The 23,704-nt window shown below is 65.8% G+C and carries 18 protein-coding genes and 1 pseudogene; 8 read left to right on the forward strand and 11 right to left on the reverse strand.

What is annotated here, in order from left to right:
- Positions 1–248: 248 nt before the first annotated feature.
- Complete coding sequence (locus DIE23_RS34595; protein WP_124616787.1) at positions 249–647, reverse strand: RidA family protein; 399 nt, start codon at positions 645–647, stop codon at positions 249–251.
- A gap of 126 nt (positions 648–773) precedes the next feature.
- On the opposite strand from DIE23_RS34595, the gene DIE23_RS34600 reads away from it, so the two are divergent.
- Complete coding sequence (locus DIE23_RS34600; protein ID WP_124616789.1) at positions 774–1,691, forward strand: LysR family transcriptional regulator; 918 nt, start codon at positions 774–776, stop codon at positions 1,689–1,691.
- Positions 1,692–1,775: 84 nt separating this feature from the next.
- Here the strand turns inward: DIE23_RS34600 and DIE23_RS34605 are convergent, their stop codons facing one another.
- Together DIE23_RS34605 and gltP are read right to left on the reverse strand one after the other, a co-directional pair.
- Complete coding sequence (locus tag DIE23_RS34605) at positions 1,776–3,035, reverse strand: aminotransferase class V-fold PLP-dependent enzyme (protein ID WP_124616791.1); 1,260 nt, start codon at positions 3,033–3,035, stop codon at positions 1,776–1,778.
- 53 nt (positions 3,036–3,088) lie between these two features.
- Positions 3,089–4,417, reverse strand: a complete 1,329-nt coding sequence (gene gltP, locus DIE23_RS34610; RefSeq protein ID WP_124616793.1) for a glutamate/aspartate:proton symporter GltP — start codon at positions 4,415–4,417, stop codon at positions 3,089–3,091.
- Positions 4,418–4,592: 175 nt separating this feature from the next.
- On the opposite strand from gltP, the gene DIE23_RS34615 reads away from it, so the two are divergent.
- Positions 4,593–5,510: a LysR family transcriptional regulator gene (locus DIE23_RS34615; protein ID WP_124616795.1), complete on the forward strand. Its 918-nt coding sequence runs from the start codon at positions 4,593–4,595 to the stop codon at positions 5,508–5,510.
- Between the two features lie 128 nt (positions 5,511–5,638).
- Here the strand turns inward: DIE23_RS34615 and DIE23_RS34620 are convergent, their stop codons facing one another.
- Positions 5,639–6,529 (reverse strand): LysR family transcriptional regulator, encoded by an 891-nt coding sequence (locus DIE23_RS34620; protein ID WP_260436315.1) that lies wholly within the window; start codon positions 6,527–6,529, stop codon positions 5,639–5,641.
- 152 nt (positions 6,530–6,681) lie between these two features.
- On the opposite strand from DIE23_RS34620, the gene DIE23_RS34625 reads away from it, so the two are divergent.
- From DIE23_RS34625 to DIE23_RS34635, 3 genes are all read left to right on the forward strand, one after another.
- Positions 6,682–7,371 (forward strand): glutathione S-transferase family protein, encoded by a 690-nt coding sequence (locus DIE23_RS34625; protein ID WP_124616799.1) that lies wholly within the window; start codon positions 6,682–6,684, stop codon positions 7,369–7,371.
- A gap of 230 nt (positions 7,372–7,601) precedes the next feature.
- Positions 7,602–8,909 carry a dicarboxylate/amino acid:cation symporter gene (locus DIE23_RS34630; protein ID WP_124616801.1) on the forward strand — a complete coding sequence of 436 codons (1,308 nt, stop codon included), beginning with the start codon at positions 7,602–7,604 and terminating at the stop codon, positions 8,907–8,909.
- A gap of 13 nt (positions 8,910–8,922) precedes the next feature.
- Complete coding sequence (locus DIE23_RS34635) at positions 8,923–9,864, forward strand: amino acid ABC transporter substrate-binding protein (protein WP_124616803.1); 942 nt, start codon at positions 8,923–8,925, stop codon at positions 9,862–9,864.
- Between the two features lie 202 nt (positions 9,865–10,066).
- On the opposite strand, the gene uvrA is transcribed toward DIE23_RS34635, so the two are convergent.
- Positions 10,067–15,961, reverse strand: coding sequence for an excinuclease ABC subunit UvrA (gene uvrA / locus DIE23_RS34640; RefSeq protein ID WP_124616805.1), 5,895 nt, complete (start codon positions 15,959–15,961; stop codon positions 10,067–10,069).
- A gap of 186 nt (positions 15,962–16,147) precedes the next feature.
- Positions 16,148–16,495, reverse strand: a complete 348-nt coding sequence (locus DIE23_RS34645; RefSeq protein WP_409364269.1) for a winged helix-turn-helix transcriptional regulator — start codon at positions 16,493–16,495, stop codon at positions 16,148–16,150.
- A gap of 144 nt (positions 16,496–16,639) precedes the next feature.
- On the opposite strand from DIE23_RS34645, the gene DIE23_RS34650 reads away from it, so the two are divergent.
- From DIE23_RS34650 to DIE23_RS34660, 3 genes are all read left to right on the forward strand, one after another.
- Entirely contained in the window at positions 16,640–17,047 is a 408-nt protein-coding gene (locus tag DIE23_RS34650) for a DoxX family protein (protein ID WP_124616809.1), read from the forward strand.
- 11 nt (positions 17,048–17,058) lie between these two features.
- Positions 17,059–17,802, forward strand: a complete 744-nt coding sequence (locus DIE23_RS34655) for an SDR family NAD(P)-dependent oxidoreductase (protein ID WP_124616811.1) — start codon at positions 17,059–17,061, stop codon at positions 17,800–17,802.
- Positions 17,803–18,092: 290 nt separating this feature from the next.
- The gene (locus DIE23_RS34660; protein ID WP_260436316.1) at positions 18,093–18,989 is read left to right on the forward strand and encodes a D-alanyl-D-alanine carboxypeptidase family protein; all 897 of its coding nucleotides are present in this window, start codon (positions 18,093–18,095) and stop codon (positions 18,987–18,989) included.
- 84 nt (positions 18,990–19,073) lie between these two features.
- Here the strand turns inward: DIE23_RS34660 and DIE23_RS34665 are convergent, their stop codons facing one another.
- The 5 genes and pseudogenes from DIE23_RS34665 to DIE23_RS34685 all read right to left on the reverse strand — a co-directional run.
- Positions 19,074–20,534 (reverse strand): amino acid racemase, encoded by a 1,461-nt coding sequence (locus DIE23_RS34665; protein WP_409364270.1) that lies wholly within the window; start codon positions 20,532–20,534, stop codon positions 19,074–19,076.
- On the reverse strand, positions 20,531–21,805 hold the full coding sequence (locus DIE23_RS34670; protein ID WP_124616813.1) for a dicarboxylate/amino acid:cation symporter: 1,275 nt from the start codon (positions 21,803–21,805) through the stop codon (positions 20,531–20,533). Before DIE23_RS34670 ends, DIE23_RS34665 begins: the two co-directional genes overlap by 4 nt.
- 181 nt (positions 21,806–21,986) lie before the next feature.
- Positions 21,987–22,901: a LysR substrate-binding domain-containing protein gene (locus DIE23_RS34675; protein WP_124616815.1), complete on the reverse strand. Its 915-nt coding sequence runs from the start codon at positions 22,899–22,901 to the stop codon at positions 21,987–21,989.
- Between the two features lie 158 nt (positions 22,902–23,059).
- Positions 23,060–23,368, reverse strand: coding sequence for an H-NS family nucleoid-associated regulatory protein (locus DIE23_RS34680; RefSeq protein WP_124616817.1), 309 nt, complete (start codon positions 23,366–23,368; stop codon positions 23,060–23,062).
- A gap of 171 nt (positions 23,369–23,539) precedes the next feature.
- Positions 23,540–23,704: pseudogene (locus DIE23_RS34685) on the reverse strand (phosphomannomutase/phosphoglucomutase); the annotation flags it as partial.

Raw genomic sequence — 23,704 nt, forward strand, 5'->3', positions numbered from 1 at the left:
TGAAATATGCCCGAAAGTCTTCTGGAGTATACGCTTTGGGAATCCAACCGAAAATTTGTCCGGAGCGAGTTTTTCAAAAAACGGGCCTGGAATTTCTCGTGAGCTGACACGCAGGGGACGCGATCGGCCGTAGCCGAACGCATTTGGGTCACTCGTTCAAGAGTGTGAACGACCACTCCTGGCCGAAAGGCTCCAGAAAAAACACCAGCCCGTCGCCCGGAAAGACGACGGCTCTCCCCTCCGACCGGTCATTGATCAACCGGAATCTTCGCAACAACCTTGATCTCGAAGTCGAATCCATAAAGCCAGGTCACGCCAACCGCCGTGAGCGACGGATGCGGCGCATCGCCCCAGAACTCCGGCACGACCTGCCACACGCGCTCGAACGTCGCTTGCGGATCGACCATGAACACCGTGACGTCGACCACATCGTCGAACGTGCACCCTGCCTCATGCAAAACCGCATTCAGGTTTCGAAAAGCGAGCCGCACCTGTTCCTGCAGATCCGGCTCCGGCGTCCCATCCTCACGACTCCCGACCTGCCCCGACACGAACAGCAGCCCGCCGGCCCTTACAGCCGGCGAGTACCTGTTCCGCTCATACAGCGCCCGACGTCCCGGCGGAAACACCACATCGCGCTTGCCCATCTTCACCTCTACTGGTCATGAGTTTCGATCGCCCCACTCTACCGACCGACTCCCGCGCGATAAACGGCGAACCCTGTCCATGACTGTTTGTAGAATGCAAACAATTCAAACGCGAGGCACACACTCATGGATCGCTTCGATGCGATGCGCGCTTTCGTCCGGGTCGTCGAGGCCGGAAGCTTCACGAAGGCGGCCGAAACGCTGCATATGAGCAAGACCACGGTCACACACCTGGTCCAGCAACTCGAAGCGCGCTTGCGTGTCCGTCTTCTGAACCGGACGACGCGCAGGATCAACGTCACGCCGGACGGCATCGCGTACTACGAGCGCGTGACCCGGCTGCTGGCCGACATGGACGACGCGGAAACGAGCCTGTCGAGCGCATCGGCGGTGCCGCGAGGCCGCCTTCGCGTGGACGTGCCGAGTCCGTTCGCACGCCTGATCCTGATCCCCGCGCTGCCGGCATTCCTCGCCCGCTATCCGGACATCCAGATCGACATGGGCGTGAGCGACCGCACCGTCGATATCATCGGAGAGAACGTGGATTGCGTGGTGCGCGGCGGCGAGCCGACCGATCAATCGATGGTCGCCCGGCGCGTGACGGCGCTTTCGCTCGGCGTCTTCGCGTCGCCGGGCTATCTCGCGCTGGCAGGCACACCCTCGCATCCCGCGGAGCTCGAGAACTCGCATCACCGCATCGTCGGGTTCTCGTGGGGACGCGCGGGCAATCTGTATCCGCTCGCCATGCATCGCCGCGGCGAGACGGTGAAGGTGCAAGGCCGTTACGCGCTCGCCGTGGATGACGGCAATGCCTATCTCGCGGCCGGCGTGGCCGGCCTCGGCATCATGTGGCTGCCGCGTTACATGTCGAAAGCCCCGCTGGCGCGGGGCGAACTCGTCACACTGTTCGAGGACTGGCAACTCGATCCGATGCCGCTTTACATCGCGTATCCGCCGAACCGCCACGTCAGCGCAAAGCTGCGTGCGTTCATCGACTGGGTTGTCGAACTGCTGAACGACCCCGCACCCGTGGACCGGCAATGAGCCTGTCCCGTGCGTCATGAACGATCCGCCCTTCGTTCAGCGCCGGATGCGACACGGCCCGGGAGATCCGGGCCGTGTCGTCGATCAGGGGTTCGCTGCGAGCGTTTCGGTCATCGCCAGGAACCGCGCGATATCGTCCGGCGAGTGGCAATGGAGCGGCGATATCCGTACCGCGCCGCCGAGTCCGAACGATTTCAGCATCCGCCCCGAATACAGGCTCGAGGCAACGCGTTCGTAGACGATCGCGCCGTGCTGCTCGTATTCCCGCACCGCCTGCGTCGGTTCGAGGTTCGCGAAGCCGATCCCGACGATCAGGTCCCGCTTCGTCAGGTCGTCGTGATCCCAGTAGACCTCGACGCCGTCGATCGACCGCAGCCCGTCGAGCAATGCGGCCAGCAGCGCACGCTCATGCAGTTCGATCCGGTGCATGCCCTCGACGAACAGCGTGCGCCGGTCGTCCGAATCGATGAAATACCGGCCGATCCACGTGACGTAATCGACGATGGCCGTCACGACCGCAAACTGCGCGGGTGCCGGGCTGCCCAGCTCCCATACGCCGTTCTCCTTCGCGGCGAGCCGATGATGCGGCAACGCGGCCGCGCGCGGCGACAGCCACGAGATGCCCGACCCGCGGCAACCGAAGAACTTGTACGGCGCGAAATTGATGCCGTCGACCGGCGTGCGCTGCAGGTCGATGATGCCGTGCGGCGCATGCTGGACCGCGTCGACGACGATGAACAGGTCCGGCTTCTTCTCTCGCGCACGGGCGACGATCGTCTCGATGTCGAACTTCGCGCCGGAAATGTTCGACGCGTACATCACGCTGAGCAGCGCGGTATCCGCGTCGACCAGCGACACGATCGCATCGACGTCGACGCCGCCGGTCTCGGGATTGCTGGGCGCGACGCGCAGCGTCTTGCCGGTGCGTTCCGCGTAGACCGTCATCGCATCGTAGGACGACGGATGCTCGAGCACGGTCGTCACCGCATTGGTGCCGGGCACGTTCTCCATGATCGCGCGCACCATGTCGAATATCGCGCCCGACGCCGTCAGCGACGCGTACACGGTGCCGTCCCGCGCGTTCAGGATCGTGCGAACGTCGTCCTCGCCGCGCGACTGGATCGCCTGCAGGTCGAGCGCGCGCTCATGAATGCGCTCCGGGCAATCGGGCAGCGCATCGATCCGCGCGTAGGCGTCGACCGCCGCCTTCAGCCGGAACGATCCGCCCGCGTTGTCGAAGAACAGCCGCGCGCGACCGTCGAGGTCGTGATCGACGTGATGAAAGCGCGCCTTGACCTGCTGCATCAACGCGTCGGGAAAAAGTGCTCCACGGGTACTGCTCATCTTCGCTACTCCTGTCTGCTTCCGAATGTTGTGCGCTGCATGCATGGCGGCGTTCATCCGCGCAGCGACTCGAGGTACGCGCGGCCCTTCTCCGCGTCGTACTGGCCTTCCCATTTCGCGATGACGAGCGGCGCGAGTGCGTTGCCGACGACGTTCAGCGCGGTGCGGCCCATGTCCATGATCCGGTCGACACCGGCGATGAACGCCAGCCCTTCGAGCGGCAGCCCCGCGCTCGCGAGCGTCGCGAGCATGATCACGAACATGAAGCCCGGCACGCCCGCGGCCCCCTTCGACGTGACGACCATGGTCAGCGTCAGCAGGACCTGCTGCTGCCAGTCGAGATGCACGCCGTACAGCTGCGCGACGAACAGCGTGCCGATGCCGAGATAGATCGACGCGCCGTCGAGGTTGAACGTGTAGCCGGTCGGCACGACGAACGTCGTGATGCTCTTCGGCACGCCGTAGTCCTCCATCTTCTTCATCAACTGCGGCAGCACGGTCGCCGAACTGCAGGTCGAGAACGCGATGATCAGCTCGTCCTTGATCACGCGCAGCAGGGCGAGGATGCGGAACCCGAACAGCCGCGCGGTGACGCCGAGCACGGCGATCGCGAACAGCAGGATCGCGAAATAGGTCACGGCGACCAGCTTCAGCAGCGGCAGCAGCGACCCGAAGCCGAAGCTCGCGACCGTGACCGAGATGAGCGCGCACACGCCGACGGGCGCATAGCGCATCACCATGTTCGTGACCTTGAACATCGCGTCGGCGACGCCCTTGAGCATCGCGAGCACCGGCTTGCGGTGTTCTTCCGGCACGGTCTGCAGCCCGAGCCCGAACAGCAGCGAGAAAAAGATCACCGGCAGCAGGTCGCCCTTCGCCATCGACGCGACGATGTTGTCCGGGATGACGCCGAGCACCAGCGCCATCAGCCCGTGGTGCGCCTGCTGCACCTGTTGCGTGGCTTGCTGGTAGCGGGAGATGTCCGTGTGCCCGAGTTGCGACATGTCGGAGCCGACGCCCGGCTGCAGCACGTTGCCGATCACGAGCCCGAGCACGATCGCGATCGTCGTGATCACCTCGAAATAGAGCAGCGTCTTCAGGCCGATGCGGCCGAGCGACTTGCCGTCGCCGACGCCCGCGATGCCGATCACCATGCTCGTGAACACGATCGGCACGACGATCATCCGCACCAGCTTGATGAAGATGTCGCCGGCCGGCTGAAGGAACCCGGAAATGGCGGTGTCGCGCAATTGGGGGAACCGGTTCAACACGAGCCCGGTCGCGATGCCGACGACGAGCCCGATGACGATCTGCCACGCGAGACCGATGCGCGGCTTGCTCACCGCGTCCGGGACGGGCCGGGATTCAATGACGGTGTCCATGCTGTCTCCAAATAAGGGGGTTCGATTGAACGCTGGCTACGATGCGGCGCGTTTTCTGACGAACGCGCTCGTCGGGCCACGCAACGGGAGAACCTTAAGCAGCCGAAATAGGTAAAAAAAGCGATTTTTTGACATGAGAAAATATCGCTTTTCCTCATCTATCGGGTGCAAGGCAATGCTCACGTTCAAGCAGATGGAAGCGCTGTACTGGATCGTGCAGCTCGGCTCCTTCGACGCGGCCGCGACGCGCCTCAACACGACGCAATCGGCCGTGTCGAAGCGGATCCAGGAGCTCGAGCGCGCGTTCGACCTGACCGTGTTCGATCGCGCGCACCGCAGCGCACGGCTCACCGACAAGGGCGCCGAACTGTTCGACCACGCGAAGGCATTGCTCGAGCAGCGCGACCGCGTCGTCGAGCGGATGAGTTCGAAGGAAGCGCTGGTGCGGCACGTCCGGATCGGCGTGACCGAACTAACCGCGCTGACCTGGCTGCCGCGCCTGATCGCGGCGATCCAGGCGGCCTATCCGCGCGTACGCGTCGAGGCCGAGGTCGACCTGACGGCGACGCTACGCGAGCGTCTCGCGGCCGACACGATCGACCTGATCGTCGTTCCGCAGATTCATGCGACGGAATCGTTCTCGGCGACGGTGGTCGGCGAAGTCGACAATGCGTGGATGTGCGCGGCCGGGTTCATGCCGAAGCGCAAGGCGAGCATGTCGCTGACGGACATCGCCCAGTATCCGCTCATCCTGCAGGGAAACCTGTCGGGCACGGGGCACCTGTACACCCGCTTCCTGCAGGAACATGGCGTCGCGATGCAGCGCGTGCTGTCGAGCAACAGCCTGATCGCGCAGATCGGCCTGACGCTGTCGGGGCTGGGCGTCAGTTATCTGCCGAAGGCGTGCGTCGCGCATCTGGTCGCGTGTGAGGCGCTGGAGATCGTGCGCACGCGGCCGGCGCTGCCGCCGGTTCGCTACGTCGCGCTGCATCGCGCCGAGCGCGCCCATTCGCTGACGGCCGAAATCGTTCGACTGGCGACGCAGGCGTGCGATTTCAGCACGAACCTGCTGGATCCCGGTGCGCATGACTAGTCCAGCATCGCGCCACGATCTCCGGGGCCGCGGCTTATTCAATCCATTTACGGGGTGTTGTACCCGGTCGACGTTTCCGGTTTGTCGCTCGCCCATAAAGAAACGCGACTGCACACGGACGCACACGTTCAGATCTTCAACGTCGTCGACAGATATTTGAATACGGTCGAGACCCGCAGCAGATGTCGCGACTCCCGATGCGTCAGCACCCACAGCTCGGTCTGGCAGTCGTGCAGGACATCGGTCAGTTGCACGAGATCGGAGCGGCCGCGTGTCAGGAACGTCGGCAGGATGCCGACGCCCATGCCGAGGGCGACCAGCTCCATCACGGTCAGGATGCTGTTGACCTTGTAGTGCGGCACCACTTTCCGGAAATGACGTTTGCGCCAGATGACCGATGGGTGGCCCGGAAGCGCATCGTCCGGCGCGATCCAGCGCGCCTTGCCCGCCGTGACGTCTTCATAACGGCGTGCGGCGTCGTAGTGCATCGACGCGAAAAGCGCCACGTCGATCGAACCGACATGCTTGCCCACGAGATATTCCGGGGGCTGCCTGGTCGCGCGCACCGCGATGTCGGCATCGCGGCGCCCCAGGTCGGCAATCTCGTTGCCCGTGTGCAGCTCGTACGCAAGCAGCGGGTGCACGGCTTCCAGCTGCTTCAGCGCCGGCCCGACCAGCCCGTGCAGAATCGTGTCGGTGGTGGTGATGCGCACCATGCCCGCCACTTGCTCGGGCACTTGTTGCGCGACCGAGCGGGCCGATTCGACCTGCACTTCCACCTGCTCCGCGTGTTCGGCCAGCGCCAGCGCGACTTCCTTCGCGCGATAGCCTGAGCGGGTCCGTTCGAACAGCTGCTGCTGCAGGCCGCGCTCGATCCGTCGGAGGTTGCGAAACACGGTCGAGGCATCCACGTCCAGGCGCTCGCCGGCCTGAACCAGCGTGCCCGAGCGGGACAACGCCAGGATCGTTTCGAGGTCTGCTGCGCTGAGCTTGTATGGCATCCGGTTGCCCCCCTGCATTGCATTTTTGCATTGCTTCATTGTAATGATGCGTATTTTTCAAGCGTATCCGCAATGCTAAATTCGGTGCCGCTTTGCTGACTCTCGCAATGGGTGCCGATATGAATCAACCGATTTCGACAAGGCGCGGCTTGACACCGCGAGGCGACGACATGCGCACTTCCCAATACCACCTCGTCAGCCATGTGCTGTGCCCGTACGTCCAGCGCGCAGTCATCGTGCTGACCGAAAAAGGCGTGCCGTTCGAACGGACGGACGTCGACCTGAGCAACAAGCCGGACTGGTTTCGCAGGATTTCCCCGCTCGGCAAGACCCCCGTGCTGGTCGTCGATGGCGAACCCATCTTCGAATCGGCCGTGATCTGCGACTACCTCGACGAGAGGCTCGCGCCGCGGCTGCATCCCGATGCGCCGCTGGAGCGGGCGCGGCACCGCGCCTGGGTCGAGTTCGCATCGGCACTGCTGAACGCTGTCTGGGGGTTCTACGCGGCGCCGGACGAAACGGCGCTGGCCACGAAAACCCGTGACATCCGCGCACGATTCGAGCAGCTCGAAGACACGCTCGGCGCCGGCCCGTACTTTGGCGGCGCACACTTCAGCATCGTGGACGCGGCATTCGGGCCGGTATTCCGCTACTTCGACGTGTTCGAGCAGATCGACGACTTCGGGTTCTTCGCGGGCCTGCCCAAGGTCACCGCGTGGCGGCAACGGCTCGCCGAACGGCCGTCCGTGCGCGCGGCGGTCGGGGCCGACTATCCGCGGCTGCTGATGGACTTCCTGCTCAAGCGCGGCTCGGCGTTGTCGACGCGTATCCGCGATCAGGTCTTGCCGATTCAGGATTGAACCGGTCAACTTTTACCTGCCCCCGACGAACACGTGCTGCCGCGCACAAATCAAGTATCGGGTTGCGCCACCCACGGGCATGGAGCGCTACCGGCGCAATCGCTGTCGAACATTCGGTCGCGACACGGCGCTAGCGCAAACCCCGACCCCGGTTGCACTGTTCATCGCCGTTCGCGTCCTGTATTGTCCTTCCATCCCCGGTTGCAGAACCGGTGCAAGGGAGGCTCACGATGCAGAAAAAGAATGCTGCAGCCGTATGGATCCTGATCGCGATGGTGGCAGGCATCGTGATCGGCTACATGATCTTCACGAGCTTTCCTGACAAGAAGGCCACCACCGAGATCGCCGGTTACATCTCGCTCGTGTCCGATGTGTTCCTGCGCCTGATCAAGATGGTGATCGGGCCGCTCGTGTTCTCCACGCTGGTGGTCGGCATCGCGCACATGGGCGACGCGGCATCGGTCGGGCGCGTGTTCGCGAAATCGATCGGCTGGTTCGTCACCGCGTCGCTGATCTCGCTGCTGCTCGGGCTGTTCATGGCGAACCTGCTCCGTCCCGGCGACAACCTCGGCCTGCCGCTGCCGGACATCGGCGCCTCGGCGAACCTCGCGACCTCCAAATTCACGCTCAAGGATTTCGTCGGCCACATGGTGCCGAGGTCGTTCGCGGAGGCGATGACCAATAACGAGATCCTGCAGATCGTCGTGTTCTCGATGTTCTTCGGCGTGGCGCTTGCCGCGCTCGGCGAGCGCGGCAAGATCCTCGTGGCCGCGATCGACCAGCTGTCGCACGTGATGCTCAAGATCACCGGCTACGTGATGAAGCTCGCGCCGCTCGCGGTGCTGGCCGCGATGGCCGCGACCGTCGCGGTCAACGGGCTGTCGGTGTTGCTGAAGTTCGCGGTGTTCATGGGCGACTTCTACGTCAGCCTGTTCCTGCTCTGGACCTTGCTCGTCTGTGCCGGGCTGCTGTTCCTCGGCCGTCGCGTGTTCAAGCTGCTCTTGCTGATCCGGGAAGCGTTCATGCTGTCGTTCGCGACGGCCAGCTCGGAAGCCGCGTACCCGAAGATCCTCGATGCGCTCGACCGGTTCGGCGTGCGGCGCAGGATTTCGAGCTTCGTGATGCCGATGGGCTATTCGTTCAACCTCGACGGCTCGATGATGTACTGCACGTTCGCGGCACTGTTCATCGCGCAGGCGTACAACATCCACCTGTCGCTCGGCACGCAGATCACGATGCTGCTGGTCCTGATGCTCACGTCGAAGGGGATGGCCGGCGTGCCGCGCGCATCGCTCGTCGTGATCGCCGCCACGCTGCACCAGTTCGGGCTGCCGGAAGCCGGGCTGCTGCTGATCCTCGGCGTCGACACGTTCCTCGACATGGGCCGCTCGGCCACCAACGCGGTGGGCAACTCGATCGCGAGCGCCGTGGTCGCGAAGTGGGAAGGCCAGCTGATGTCGGAGGCGGAAGCCGAGGCCAACCTGGCGCGCATCGACGCGGAGCAGGAAGGGACGATCGCGCATCCGGCGGATGTCTGACGGAGGCCCGGCGATGAAGATGCAGCGATTCTGGCGTGCGCTCGCGCTAGCAGGCCTGGTTGCCGCGGGCGCAACCGCGCGCGCGGAAGATGCGCCATTCGCGCCGCCGCAAGTCGAGCCGTTCGCGCCGACCCAGCTGACCGGCACGCTCGCGAAGGTGCGCGGCAGCGGCACGATCGCGCTCGGCTATCGCGACGCGTCGATACCGTTCTCGTACCTGAATGCACGCAATGAGCCAATCGGTTATTCGATCGAGCTCTGCAAGGCGCTCGTGTCGTCGATCGAGGATGCGGTCAACAAGAGCCTGACGATCCGCTGGGTGCCGGTCACCTCCGACAACCGCATCGACGCGGTGGTCAGCGGCAAGGTCGATCTGGAATGCGGCTCCACGACGAGTAACCTGGAGCGCCAGCAGCGCGTGGCGTTCTCGCCGATCATCTTCGTGGCCGGCACGAAGGTGATGGTGAAGCGAGGCTCGCCGATCCGCTCGTTCCGCGATCTCGCGGGCAGGAAGGTCGCGGTGACGGCCGGCACGACCAACGAGAAGGCGCTGCGCGACCTGGACGCGCGGTTCAGGCTCGGGATCCAGCTGCAGGTGGTGCCGGACCATGCGCAGGGCTTCGCGCTCGTCGCGAACGGCGGCGCCGATGCATTCGCGACGGACGACGTGCTGCTGTACGGCCTGATCGCCGAGAACGCTGGCAAGGGCGGCAAGTATGACGTGGTGGGCGATTTCCTGTCATACGACCCGTACGGCATCATGTTCCGCAAGGACGATCCGCAGCTCGCGCAGGTCGTGAAGCGCACGTTCGTGGAGCTGGCCGTCGACGGCGAGATCACGCGTCAGTACAAGCGCTGGTTCCTGCGCCCGCTTCCGTCGGGCATGAGCCTCAACCTGCCGATGAGCCCGCAGCTGGAAACCATCATCGAGACGATCGGCGTCAAGGGCGAATGAGATTGCCCAACCGCTTGCCGCTCGATCGGCGAACGCCGTTCGTGTCGTTCCTTGTGCGCCAGCTTCACTGGCGTTGCCTGGTAGCCTCGACGCGTCCCGACACGATATGACGGGATGTCGTACTAGCTGATCGCACGGGTGGACGTAAAAACGGCCCCGGTGTCTCGCTCGACACCGGGGCCGCTCACCGGAAATACCGCGTTCAACCGACCCGCGCTTCTCCCTGGTTCACTGCTTCATCGCCCGCCGCGGCCGTGCGCGCCAGCACGGGCTTCAGCGCCTGCCCGGTATGGCTCGCCTTCACCTGCGCGAGCCCTTCCGGCGGCGCCGACGCGACGATCGTGCCACCGCCCACGCCGCCTTCCGGGCCGAGATCGATGATCCAGTCGGCTTCCGCGATCACGTCGAGGTCATGCTCGATCACGACGACGCTATGCCCGCCGTCGACCAGCCGGTGCAGCACGCGGATCAGCTTCGCGACGTCGGCCATGTGCAGGCCGACCGTCGGCTCGTCGAGCACGTACAGCGTGTGCGGCGCCTTCTGGCCGCGCCGCGTGATGTCGTCGCGCACCTTCGTGAGCTCGGTGACGAGCTTGATGCGCTGCGCCTCGCCGCCGGACAGCGTCGGCGACGGCTGGCCGAGCGTCAGGTAGCCGAGGCCGACGTCCTTCATCAGCTGCAGCGGATGCGCGATGTTCGAGATCGGCGCGAAGAACTCGACCGCTTCGTCGATCTCCATCGTCAGCACGTCGCCGATGTTCCGGCCGCGCCACGTGACCGCGAGCGTCTCCGGATTGAAGCGCTGCCCGTGGCACACGTCGCACGGCACCTTCACGTCGGGCAGGAAGCTCATCCCGATCGTGCGCACGCCTTGCCCCTCACAGGCCGGGCAACGCCCGTCGCCGGTGTTGAACGAGAAGCGCGACGCCGTGTAGCCGCGCGCACGCGCTTCCAGCGTATCGGCGAACAGCTTGCGGATCGTGTCCCACACGCCGATGTAGGTGGCCGGACACGAGCGCGGCGTCTTGCCGATCGGCGTCTGGTCGACTTCGAGCACGCGGTCGATCTGCTCCCAGCCGCTCAGCGACGCGCAGCCCTGCCACGCATGCGTGACGTTCAGCGACGGCCGCGGTGCGCTGCGCGCGAGCACGCTCGAGCGGCGGTTGGCGGCCGGCGCGTCCTGCTGCGCGGCCTTGCGCGCGCGCCGCGTGGCCGGCGACGACAGCACCGAGCGGCCGACCGCATCGAGCAGGTTCGTCATCAGCACGTCGCGCGCGAGCGTCGACTTGCCCGAGCCGCTGACGCCCGTCACCGCGACGAGCCGTGCGAGCGGAATGCCGACGGTGACGTCGCGCAGGTTGTGCAGCGTCGCGCCGTGCACGGTCAGCCAGCCCTCCGGCACCGCCGGTGCGCCCTTCTTGCCCGGCAGGCTCACCGCGCGGCGCGGCTGCAGCGGGTGCGTCATCGGCTGCGCGAGCAGGCGGCCCGTCACCGAATCCGGCTGTGCGGCCAGATCCGCGACCGCGCCCTCGGCGACCAGCGTGCCGCCGCGCTTGCCGGCGCCCGGGCCGACGTCGATGATGTGATCCGCACGGCGAATCGTGTCCTCGTCATGCTCGACGACGACGAGCGTGTTGCCCTTGTCGCCGAGCTTGCGCAGCGCGTCCAGCAGGATCTGGTTGTCGCGCGGATGCAGGCCGATCGTCGGCTCGTCGAGCACGTAGCACACGCCCTGCAGGTTGCTGCCGAGCTGCGCCGCGAGCCGAATGCGCTGCGCTTCGCCGCCCGACAGGCTCGGCGCCGCGCGATCGAGGCTCAGGTAGCCGAGCCCGACTTCCTCGAGAAACGCGAGGCGGCTGCCGATCTCGCTGACGATGTCGCGCGCGATCTGCGCGTCGCGGCCGGTCAGTTCCAGCGCGTCGATCCAGCGGCGCGTATCGGACACCGTCCACTGCGCGACCTCGACGATCGGATGCGCGTCGAACGTGACCGCGCGCGCGGACGGGTTCAGGCGCGTACCGCTGCAATCCGGGCACGGCTCGTTGCCGACGCCTTCCGGTTCCTGTTCGTCCGACGGCAAGGTTTGCTCGCGGCCGCGGTCGTCCCCGGCGAGCACCGTGTCGTCGTATGCCGCGCGCTGTTCGCGCGTGAGCGTGACGCCCGTGCCGACGCAGGTCGTGCACCAGCCGTGCTTGCTGTTGTACGAGAACATCCGCGGATCGAGTTCCGGGTAGCTCGTGCCGCACACCGGGCACGCGCGCTTGACCGACAGCACCTTGACCTCGCCGACGCGCGCGGTCGAACGATCGTTCTGCATCGCGTGATGCAGCCCGTCGAGCGGCGCGAGCAGGTGCATCACGCCCTTGCCGAGCTCGAGCGTCTCGTCGAGCAGGCGACGCAACTCGGCCTCGTTGTCCGGCGACACGACGATGTCGGCGACCGGCAACTCGATCGTGTGTTCGCGGAAGCGATCGAGCTTCGGCCACGGATCGACCGTGACGAATTCGCCGTCGACGCGCAGATGCGTGCTGCCACGCGCCTTCGCCCACTTCGCGAGGTCGGTATACACGCCCTTGCGGTTGACCACGAGCGGCGCGAGCAGCCCGACGTGCTCGCCGCGATGGTCGCGCAGCAGCTGCGCGGCGATCGATTCGACGGATTGCGACGTGACGGGCGTGCCGTCGTGAATGCAATGCTGCAGGCCGAGCTTCACATACAGCAGCCGCAGGAAGTGCCAGACTTCGGACGTGGTCGCGACCGTGCTCTTGCGGCCGCCGCGCGACAGCCGCTGCTCGATCGCCACCGTCGGCGGAATGCCGTACACCGCATCGACTTCCGGCCGCCCGGCCGGCTGCACGATCGAGCGCGCATACGCGTTCAGCGATTCGAGGTAGCGGCGCTGGCCTTCGTGGAACAGGATGTCGAACGCGAGCGTCGACTTGCCGGAACCCGACACGCCGGTGATCACGTTGAACTTGCCGTGCGGGATGTCGACGTCGAGCGCCTTCAGGTTGTGCTCGCGCGCATTGACGATCCGCACGACGTCCTCGCCCTCGATCGCGCGCCGCTCGCGAGCGGCGTTCAGCACGGCCTGCAGCGGCACGCCTTCGTCGGCCAGCGCCATTTCGCCGTCCATCGCGCGGTCATACTGCAGCAGCGCGACGCCGGTATGCGATTCCGCGCAGGCCTTCACGTCGTCGGGCGTGCCCGCGCACAGCACGAGGCCGCCGCCGTCGCCGCCTTCCGGGCCGAGATCGATCAGCCAGTCGGCCGCGCGGATCACGTCGAGGTTGTGCTCGATCACGATCAGCGAATGGCCGGCCGCGAGCAGCTTGCCGAACGCCTGCATCAGCTTCGCGATGTCGTCGAAGTGCAGCCCGGTGGTGGGCTCGTCGAACATGAACAGCTTCGCGCGCGCGATGCGCGCCTCTTCGCTGGCGACCCGGCGCCCGCCCGCGGCCGCCGCCGATTCGGCGAGGAAGCCGGCCAGCTTCAGCCGCTGCGCCTCGCCGCCCGACAGCGTCGGCACCGGCTGGCCGAGCTTCACGTATTCAAGGCCGACGTCAACGATCGGCTGCAGCACGCGCAGCACCTCGGCGTCGGTCGCGAAGAACGCGGCCGCTTCGCTGACGGTCAGGTCGAGCACGTCGGCGATGTTCAGCGCGCGGCCGTCGCGCTCGATCCGCACTTCGAGAATCTCGGCGCGGTAGCGGCTGCCGTCGCAGTCCGGGCAACGCAGGTAGACGTCGCTCAGGAACTGCATCTCGATGTGCTCGAAGCCCGAGCCGCCGCAGGTCGGGCAACGGCCGTCGCCCGAGTTGAAGCTGAACGTGCCGGCGCCGTAGCCGCGTTGCAGCGCGAGCGGCGCCTTCGCGAACAGCTTGCGGATCTCGTCGAACGCGCCGACATAGCTGGCCGGGTTCGACCGCGTGGTCTTGCCGATCGGCGACTGATCGACGAACACGACGTCGCCGACCTGGTCGGCGCCCGTGAGATTGCGGAACGCGCCCGGCGACTCGGTCGCCTTGCCGTGATGGCGCGCCATCGCCGGATAGAGCACGTCCTGCAGCAGCGTCGACTTGCCGGAACCCGACACGCCCGTCACGCAGACGAGCCGCTGCAGCGGAATCTCGACCGTCACGTCGCGCAGGTTGTGCTCGGTCGCGCCTTCGAGCACGATGCGCGGCGTGTTCGCGTCGACCGGACGGCGCGCCCAGTTCGACGCATGCGCGACGTGCTTGCGGCCGCCGAGATACTCGCCCGTCAGCGTGCGCGCGGAACGGATGTCGCCCGGCGTGCCGTCGTAGACGATCGTGCCGCCGCGCTCGCCGGGGCCCGGGCCCATGTCGATCAGCCGGTCGGCCGCGAGCATCACCGACGGATCGTGCTCGACGACGACCAGCGTATTGCCCGCGTCGCGCAGCCGCTGCATCGCCTCGACGATCCGCGTGAGGTCGCGCGGATGCAGCCCGATGCTCGGTTCGTCGAGCACGAACAGGGTTTTCGTGAGCGACGTGCCGAGCGCCGTGGTCAGGTTGATCCGCTGGACCTCGCCGCCCGACAGCGTGCGGCTCTGCCGGTCGAGCGTCAGGTAGCCGAGCCCCACGTCGCACAGGTATTTGAGGCGCGTGCGCACCTCGGCGAGCAGCAGCTTCAGCGCATCGTCGAGCAGCGCGCTCGGCAGGCTCACGTCATCGAAGAAACGGCGGATGCGGTCGATCGGCAGCAGCATCAGGTCGTGCACCGTCAGGCCCGGCAGCGCCTCGAGCTGCGCGCGCGTCCAGTCGACGCCGCGCGGCATGAAGCGATCGGCCGGCGCGAGCACCGCATCGGCGTTCGCCTTCGAGCCGAGCCGCCACTGCAGCGATTCCGTCTTCAGGCGCGCGCCGCCACAGACCTCGCACGGCGTGTAGCTGCGGTACTTCGACAGCAGCACGCGGATATGCATCTTGTACGCTTTCGATTCGAGGTAGCCGAAGAAGCGTTTCACGCCGTACCACTGGCTCTGCCACTTGCCGTTCCAGTCCGGCGAGCCGTTGATCACCCAGTCGCGCTCGGCGTCCGTCAGGTCGGACCACGGCGTGTCGCGGCGGATGTCCGCCTTCGCCGCGTAGCGCATCAGGTCGTCCTGGCACTCCTTCCAGGCGGGTGTCTGCATCGGCTTGATCGCGCCGCCGCGCAGCGTCTTGCGCGCGTCGGGAATCACGAGACCGAGATCGACACCGATCACGCGGCCGAAGCCGCGGCAGGTTTCGCACGCGCCGTATGCCGAGTTGAACGAGAACATCGCCGCCTGCGGCTCCGCGTAGCGCAGGTCGCTATCGGGATCGTGCAGCCCGGTGGAGAAACGCCACACTTGCGGCTCGGCCAGCGCGTTTTCCGCTTCCGGCGCGAGCACGTAGACGTTCACGCGGCCGCCGCCGCGCTTCAGCGATGCCTCGATCGCCTCGACCACGCGCACCTTGTCGGCCTGCTGCACGCGGAAGCGATCGGCCACCACGTCGAGCAGCTTGCGCGGGCCGGTGGGCGACGCGACTTCGCGCTGCGCCTGCACGCGCGTGTAGCCGCTCGCGGACAGCCACTGCGCGACTTCGTCCTCGGATGCGCTTTCCGGCAGCTCGACCGGGAACGTGACGACGACGCGCGGATCGTCGGCGCGCGTGCGCTCGACGAGTTCCGCGTAGATCGTCTCGGGCGTGTCATGCCGCACCTGCCGCGCGGTCTGACGGTCGAACAGCTCGGCCGCGCGCGCGTACAGCAGCTTCAGGTGATCGTTCAGCTCGGTCATCGTGCCGACGGTCGAGCGCGAACTGCGGACCGGGTTGGTCTGGTCGATCGCGATCGCGGGCGGCACGCCGTCGACGCGCTCGACCTGCGGGCGGTCCATCCGGTCGAGGAACTGCCGCGCGTACGCGCTGAACGTCTCGACGTAGCGCCGCTGCCCTTCCGCGTACAGCGTGTCGAACACGAGGCTCGACTTGCCGGAGCCCGACGGGCCGGTGACGACCGTCATTTCGCCGGTGCGCAGGTCGAGATCGAGGTTCTTGAGGTTGTGCTGACGTGCTCCGCGAATGCGGATCAGATTGCTGGATGACAATTTGCCTGCCCGTCTGTCTGAATGAGTTAGCCGGAATTCACGGTGCCGAAACGCTGCGGCGGATGCCCGCAGGCGCGGCGCACGTGCCGCACGGGTCATGCCCGCGCCGCTCGAGTTCGACGGATACTATACTGTATATTCATACAGTTTTCCATGAACGGCGCGAATGCGGGAATACGCGCCAGATCACTCCGGCTTCGCCTTGGCGGGACTTGCCCTGCGTCCACGCCCCGGCGGCTTCGCCGGCACGGTTCGCCCGTATTCGTTCCACCACGCCGTCAACGCCTCCATCGTCGGCCCGAGGCCACGCGCCTTCGCGGTGATTGCGTATTCGACGCGCGGTGGCACTTCCGCGAACACCGTGCGGGTAATCAAGCCGTCCGCTTCCAGCTCGCGCAACTGCGCCGTCAGCATGTGCTGCGTGATGCCGGGAATCGCTTTTCGTAGTTCTCCGAATCGATAGACGCGCCGATTGAGCAGCCACATGATCTCCAGTTTCCACTTGCCGGAAAGCAGCGCGAATGCGCGCCGCATTTCGTCGTGCATGTTCACTTCGTCGGCGTCTTTAGTCATCTTTTCCATACCAGCAGACAGAAAATCATCCTACTTGCGGGAGTTCATCTTAGACGACATTCTTGTGCCAAGTCGATAGCGACGAAACTCAGGAACCCGCAACAAATGGCTGAAAATTTCGCATACTGGATCAGCACCGCATTGCTGTCGCTGCTCTATCTCACGTCCGCGACGCTCTACATCGTCAAGCGGGATCGGGTCCGCAAGATCCTCGTCGGATTCGGTTATCCCGCGTATCTCGTGCCGCTCCTGACCGTCGCGAAGATCGGCGCCGTAGCGGCCATCCTGACACGTGTCGGCGTACCGCTCAGCGATCTCGCGTACGCGGGCATCTTCTATCACCTGCTGCTTTCCGGACTGGCGCACATCGGTGTTCGCAAGCCACAAGGCGCACTGCCGGCAGCGGTCGCCCTCGTCTGTCTCGTCGTTTCATTCACCACGCAGAACGCAGCGCGCGACATCCCGTCGCCGTACGGCATCGCCGCGACGATGCGTCACGCGACCGTCAGCTAAAGGAGAACATCATGGCCCGACTCAGCGGGAAAATCGCCATCGTAACGGGCGCCGGCCGGGGAATCGGACGCGCCACCGCGAAACGGTTCGCCGCCGAAGGCGCAACCGTAGCGGTCGTTTCGCTCACGCCGGCCAACGTCGATGCGGTCGTCGCCGACATCGAGGCCGCCGGCGGCCATGCACTCGGCGTCCCTTGCGATCTCGGCAGCGCCGACCAGATCAACGCGGCCGTCGACAAGGTCGCCACGACGTGTGGCGGCATCGACATACTCGTGAACAATGCGTTCGATCCGTCCGCGCCGTTCTCGTCGATCACCGAGTTGTCGGTGGACAAACTGCAACGCAATTTCGATCTCGGACCCATCGCGTACTTGAGGATGATGCAGGCGGCCTATCCGCACCTGAAAGCGAGCGGCGAAGGCCGAGTGATCAACTTCGGCTCGATGGCCGGCGTCATGGGCCTCGCGGGTTACGGTCCGTACAACATGGCGAAAGAGGCGGTGCGCGCACTGACGAGAACCGCCGCACGCGAATGGGCCGCTGACCGGATCACGGTCAATAACGTGTTGCCGTTGGCGCAGACGTGGGACGAGAACGCCAACGTGCCGCCACCGACCAACCCCCTGGGTCGTTTCGGCACACCCGACGACGACATCGCACCGGTCGTCCTGTTCCTCGCCAGCAAGGACGCACAGTTCCTGACGGGTTACAGCCTCACGCCGGACGGCGGCTCGATCATCGACAGCGCACGCTAAGCGACGCTCGGCGGGCGCGTGTCGCCACGGTGTACGACCCGCGCGTTCGAGGTCGTATGCCGCACACGCATCATGCGATGCCGACACGGCATCGCGTGCGCCGCGTCGTCGCTTATGATCGGCGTCCGCGAATCCTGTCGCGATACATCACGCCAGACGCTTCCCCGTCGACACATCCGCTCGACACCCGATCAGCCCTACCCGTCACGACTCACATTCCCATGCAGGTTATTCGGCATACGACACGACAATTTCATCCACTCCGCCGCTTACCCCTCTTGCTGACTGTCATGACCACCTGTTTGACAGCAGTGGCCGAAGCCGCGCCCGCACCCGCACCGCCGAACATTCAAGCCGTGTCATGGCTCGTCGTCGACGGTGCGTCCGAACAGATTCTGGCCGAGCACAACGCGGACGCGGAGCGTCAACCCGCGTCGCTCACCAAGCTCATGACCGCGTACATCGCTCTTCGTGCGCTGCGCGACGGAACCCTGGGCTGGGACGAAAAGGTTATGGTCCGCACGTCCGATGTGGCGGAAGTCGGCAGTGACGAAGCCCGGATGTATCTCGTCCCCGGACAGCGCGTCACGATCAAGAGCCTGGTCCAGGGCCTGATCGTCGCGTCGGCGAACGACGCGGCGCTGGTGCTGGCCGAGCGGGTCGGCGGCTCGCTGTCCGGCTTCGAGCAATTGATGAACGACACGGCGCGGCAGATTGGCATGCAGCACACGCGTTTCACCACACCGTCGGGCATCACGACGCCAGGCAACCATTCGACCGCTCGCGATCTGGCCACGCTGGCACTCCGTCTCACGCGGGACTTCCCGGAATACTACGGGTACTCGTCCAAACAGCACTTTTCCTACGGAAAATTCGAGAAGCGCAACAAGAACTGGCTGCTTGGCATGGATCCGTCCGTGGACGGCCTGAAGACGGGACACACCGCGGCCGCCGGCTATTGCATCGTCGCGACCGCGAGCCGACCGCAGGAAGCCCCCGCGATCAAGCGACGCGTGTTCGCGGTGGTCCTGGGCGCGCCCACTGCCGCAGCAAGAATATCGGGTGCGGCCCGGTTGCTGAACTACGCATTTTCCTCGTACAGGGATGACGCAGCGGCGCCCTCGTCGGGACGCCATTTCGTCACGCGCCCGGCCGCGCCGGGCGCCGGCGATGCGGGCAGAACCTGATGCGATGCCGAGGCGCCTGAACCGCGCCTCGAACCCGATGGGCGTCAACCTGATCATCGACGCCCGCCCCAAACAGAAACCGGCTCAACCGCCGCCCGCCATCGCATAGCCAATGCACGTGCGGGCGAGCACATCGGTCGGATCGACGAGCGTCGCCCGCCCCCCATTCCGCGCGACATATTCACCGCCCGGCAGCAGGATCGGCAGTTCGGTACAGCCGAGCACGATCACGCTCACGCCCTCGGCAATCAGCGCGTCGATCGCGGCGCCGATATCTTCCTCGCACTGTCCGGTCGTGAAGCCTGCCTTGACGCCCTGCTTCCCGTAGATCGCTTCCATCACGCGCGCCTGCAACGCCGGCCCCGGCGCCACTTGCCGGAGCCCTTGCGATTCCAGCGCCTTCTTGTAGACCCCGCTTTCGATCGTGCCGGACGTCGCCAGTACGCCGACGTCCCGCAGCGCCGGATAGGTGTCGCGCAGATGGGCGACCGTGACGGTCAGCATGTTGACGATCGGAACGCCGAGGTACGGCTGGATCCGCTCGACGAACGCATGCGCGGTGTTGCATGGAATCGCGATGACGTCGGCATCGCCGTCCTCGAGCTTCTTGCAGGTCGCGTACAACGAGACCGTCGGGTCCGCGCCCGTGCCCACCAGGTTCTCGGTGCGATCGGGAATCTGCGGATTCTGCTCGACCAGCAGCTTGATATGGTCCTGGTCGCGCGACGCCGGCGTGTTGCGCACGATCTTGTCCAGGAAATCGACCGTCGCGGCCGGCCCGACGCCGCCGACCACGCCGATCTTGAACGTCGCCGCGCGCGAACCCGGCTGCCCGGTCATCGCGTACTGCGCATACGCCAGGTTCGCATCCACGAGCGGCACGCGCTGCGGGCCGATTTCGTCCGCGACCAGCGCGATCTCGGTCAGCGCGGGGACGATGACCTGCACGCCCTGGTCGGCCAGGTCCTCGCACGCACGGCGCAACAACTCGATCGGCCGGCCGCGAAGATTGCCACGCTTGATGCCGTCGGTGCCGTAGATGGCTTCGGTCACGAGGTCGATCCCGTCGTGCGGCCGCGGATAGACGACTTCGAATTGCGGCGACGCGAAATACGCATCGAAGAGTCGCTTGTCCCGCACGTAGTCGGACGCCAGCACACCGATGCGCGTCGCATCGGGATACTTGCGCCGCACGTGACTGCGAACGGCTTCGACGATATCGACGATCGGCAGGCTCGTATTCGCCTTCAACTCGTCGATGAACGTATGGCTCAGGAAACACGGCAGCACGACGGTCGTCACGCCGCGCTTCTCGAACGCCCGGATCATGTCGAACACGTACAGCTTGCGTTCGATGGTCGCCGCGCTGCCCGACCCCGAGCCCTTGAAGGGGTATTGCTCGAAGATCATCTCGACGTGGTCCTCGTCGGACGCCGCAGGCGTCGCCTTCACCATCTTGAAGAACACGTCGGCACTGCCGAGCGGCCCGAGGCCGCCGACCACGCCGAATTTCCGCCGGGCATTCACGCTATCCGAGCGCATCATGCGTTCAGCTCCGGCTGATCGAATACGGCACTCTGCGACTTCGCGGCGCGCCGGCTCTCCCACTTCGCGATCACCGCGGTCGCCACGCTGTTGCCGATCACGTTCGTCATCGTGCGGCCCATGTCGAGGATCTGGTCGATCGCCAGGACCATCGCGACACCGGCCACCGGCAGGTGGAACATCGGCGCGACCGCCGCGACCACGACCACCGAGCCGCGCGGCACGCTCGCCATGCCCTTGCTGCTCAACATCAGCACCAGCAGCATGAACACCTGCTCCGACAGCGGCATGTGCACGCCGAACGCCTGCGCGATGAAGATGGCCGCGAACGCCTGATACATCATCGAGCCGTCGAGGTTGAACGCGTAGCCCAGCGGCAGCGTGAAGCCCACCACCTTCTTGTCGACGCCGAACTGCTCGAGCTGCTCGGTCAGGCGCGGGTAAGCGGCCTCGCTGCTCGCGGTCGAGAATGCAATCAGCGCGGGTTCGCGCACGGCCTTCAGCAGGCTCCCGACGCGCCGCCCGAGAAACACGTAGCCGACGCCGATCAGAATCGCCCAGAGGACGAGCAAGCCGAGATAGAACGCGCCGATCAGCTTTCCATACGTGTAGATCACGTCGAGCCCGCGCAGCGTGACCGACGCAGCGATCGCGCCGAATACGCCGAGCGGCGCCGCGCGCATCACGTAGTTCGTCAGGCGCAGCATCACCGGCACCATCCCGTCGATCGACTGGATGACGACGCCGACCCGCTTGTCGTGCTTCAGCGCACTCAGCCCGACGCCGAGAAAAACCGAGAACACCAGGATCTGCAGGATGTCGTTGCGCGCCATCGCGTCGAGCAGGCTGGTCGGGAACGCATGCGTGATCACGTCCCGGGCGTTCAGCGCGGCGGTATTCAGTCCGGTGGTGACCTCGCCGGCGCTCTCCGTGAGGTTCAAACCGGCGCCCGGCTGCAGCGCGTTGGCCATGACGAGGCCGAGGCTCAACGAAATCAGCGACGCACAGATGAACCACCCGATCGAACGCAGGCCGATACGGCTGACGTCCTCGCCGCTGTCCATGCCGGCGAGGCCGGACACGAGCGTCACGAATACCAGCGGCGCGATGATCATCTTGATCAGCCGCAGGAAGATGTCGGTGACGATCGAGAAATAGCCGGCGATCGTCTTGAGCGTGGCCGGGTCCGTGATGCTGGTGTGGCACGCATAGCCGGCGACGACACCGAGGATCATGCCGACTGCAATGCTTAAGGTAAGGCGATTTTTCATGTTCATTCGTCCTTGGGTGGCACCCGGCCGCCGGAAGACGGCGAGTTGCGAAGCAGGCCGCGCGACGCCGGTCATGCGTCGCAATTGCCGTTGAAACGAATGGTAGGGACGGTCAAAAAAGCCGTGATGCCGGTGCAACATGGCGGTATGCGAATCCCGCATAAGGCGGGAAAACCCTGACTCAGCCGAGCCGGGCAGGCTCCGCGCGCAGATGCTGCCAGAGCGTGTCGAGGAATTCGCTGCGATTGGACCCGTCGCGATACACACGCAGCTCGACTTCCAGGTTCCACGCCGCCGGCCCGGCCGGCACGAGTTCGCCGGCCGCCAGTTCCGCCGCGATCGCGCTCCGGGGCAGCCACGCGACGCCCTCGCCTTCCATCACGAGCTTCTTCAGCACTTCGGCCATGTCGGACTCGTAGTGCAGCCGCAAGGCCGGCGCATCCGGTGCGCGGCCGAGCAGCAGCGCGAGACATCGTCCGAAGTAGCTGGTTTCCGTATAGGAAATCAGCGGCAGCGGATGCTGCTTCGTTCCGGGAAGGCGGAACGCGGGAGCCGATCGCTGGTTCGGCCGGCACGCCGGCATCAACGTGTCGAGACCCACGGTCAGGTGCTCGTACTTCGCCGGATCGAGATGGAGCGGAAGCTCGGGATGGTGATACGCAAACATCAGCTCGCAGTTGCCGTTGACGAGCATCAGGATCGAGTCGTGGACGTTCGTCGGAATGACGCGCGCCCGCACTTCGCCGAAATGCGGGGCGAGCGCCTTGAGCCAGGCCGGCAGGAAACTCAGCGCGATCGTGTGGCCCGCGGCGATCTGCAGGCTCTTGCCTGCGATCCGCTGCTCGGTGCGGATGATGGCGCGGGTGTCGTACAGGCGGCTGAGCACGTCCTCGGCCGTCTCGCGGAACAGGCGCCCCGCCGGCGTCAGCACCGGCGGAAAGCTGCTGCGGTCGATCAGTTCGGCACCGATCCACTGCTCGAGCGACTGGATGCGGCGGCTGAAGCCCGACTGCGTGACGTTGCGAAATTCAGCCGCGCGGGAAAAGCTTTGGTATTGCGCGAGCGCGAGGAAATCCTCGATCCATTTGATTTCCATGTTGGCCTTGGCGGGTCGCGGGTGGATCGGCCTGCGCGCCGCCAAAGTCAGGGGCAGGCGCCGGCCAACGGACGCCCCCATTGTATGCGTGCAGTCCGGCGCATTGCGGCTGCGTTCGCGCCGGCGCGCGCCGGCCGAAGCGCCTCACGACTGCAGGTTCAACCTTCCTCGCGTTCGATCAGGAAACGCTCGCGGCGCTTCCCTTTGATCCATGCGGGCTCGCGGCCCCGTCCGCTCCACGTCGCCCCGGTGTTCGGATCCCGATACTTCGGCGCGACCGTAACCGTTCTTCTCATCGCTTTTCCCGCGCTGCCTTGACGACCGAATATCTGCCTCGGCGTCAACTCGTATTCGGCAACTCGAGCGCGGACCTCCTGCAGCACGGTTTCGAGTTCGGCCAGTCGCGCTTCCTCGGCACGTCTCATCAGTTCATCGGCTTGCGCCTTCAATTCGCGATACCCCGACATGCTTTTCCTCCAAATTGTTCCGGCGCCATGAAAAGCCGAACGGGACGCTCGCCCCAAACGGCCTGTTACGTGATCAACGAGCGGTGTTGTCGCTTGTGGCATGGGTGCGTCCGCTCGGTGCCGCGAGGGCCGGGACCCGCGCGTCTCGAGTGTGACGACCGTGCGCGCCGCTCAGAACGGCAGTTCGACGTCCGGCTTCGCGGCCGTCAGCACGCGGCGGAAATCCGCCTGGATGCGCTCGAGCCCTTCCTGCGTCTCGGATTCGAACCGCATCACGACGACCGGCGTCGTGTTCGACGAACGCGCGAGGCCGAAGCCGTCCGGGTACTCGACGCG

The organism is Burkholderia sp. Bp9143 (assembly GCF_003853645.1).
Classification (GTDB): domain Bacteria; phylum Pseudomonadota; class Gammaproteobacteria; order Burkholderiales; family Burkholderiaceae; genus Burkholderia.

Coding starts and splice junctions, on each gene's coding strand:
- DIE23_RS34595 (WP_124616787.1), bottom strand. CDS start 647: ATGGGCAAGCGCGATGTGGTGTTTCCGCCGGGACGTCGGGCGCTGTAT.
- DIE23_RS34600 (WP_124616789.1), top strand. CDS start 774: ATGGATCGCTTCGATGCGATGCGCGCTTTCGTCCGGGTCGTCGAGGCC.
- DIE23_RS34605 (WP_124616791.1), bottom strand. CDS start 3,035: ATGAGCAGTACCCGTGGAGCACTTTTTCCCGACGCGTTGATGCAGCAG.
- gltP (WP_124616793.1), bottom strand. CDS start 4,417: ATGGACACCGTCATTGAATCCCGGCCCGTCCCGGACGCGGTGAGCAAG.
- DIE23_RS34615 (WP_124616795.1), top strand. CDS start 4,593: ATGCTCACGTTCAAGCAGATGGAAGCGCTGTACTGGATCGTGCAGCTC.
- DIE23_RS34620 (WP_260436315.1), bottom strand. CDS start 6,529: ATGCAGGGGGGCAACCGGATGCCATACAAGCTCAGCGCAGCAGACCTC.
- DIE23_RS34625 (WP_124616799.1), top strand. CDS start 6,682: ATGCGCACTTCCCAATACCACCTCGTCAGCCATGTGCTGTGCCCGTAC.
- DIE23_RS34630 (WP_124616801.1), top strand. CDS start 7,602: ATGCAGAAAAAGAATGCTGCAGCCGTATGGATCCTGATCGCGATGGTG.
- DIE23_RS34635 (WP_124616803.1), top strand. CDS start 8,923: ATGAAGATGCAGCGATTCTGGCGTGCGCTCGCGCTAGCAGGCCTGGTT.
- DIE23_RS34645 (WP_409364269.1), bottom strand. CDS start 16,495: ATGCGGCGCGCATTCGCGCTGCTTTCCGGCAAGTGGAAACTGGAGATC.
- DIE23_RS34650 (WP_124616809.1), top strand. CDS start 16,640: ATGGCTGAAAATTTCGCATACTGGATCAGCACCGCATTGCTGTCGCTG.
- DIE23_RS34655 (WP_124616811.1), top strand. CDS start 17,059: ATGGCCCGACTCAGCGGGAAAATCGCCATCGTAACGGGCGCCGGCCGG.
- DIE23_RS34660 (WP_260436316.1), top strand. CDS start 18,093: ATGACCACCTGTTTGACAGCAGTGGCCGAAGCCGCGCCCGCACCCGCA.
- DIE23_RS34665 (WP_409364270.1), bottom strand. CDS start 20,534: ATGATGCGCTCGGATAGCGTGAATGCCCGGCGGAAATTCGGCGTGGTC.
- DIE23_RS34670 (WP_124616813.1), bottom strand. CDS start 21,805: ATGAAAAATCGCCTTACCTTAAGCATTGCAGTCGGCATGATCCTCGGT.
- DIE23_RS34675 (WP_124616815.1), bottom strand. CDS start 22,901: ATGGAAATCAAATGGATCGAGGATTTCCTCGCGCTCGCGCAATACCAA.
- DIE23_RS34680 (WP_124616817.1), bottom strand. CDS start 23,368: ATGTCGGGGTATCGCGAATTGAAGGCGCAAGCCGATGAACTGATGAGA.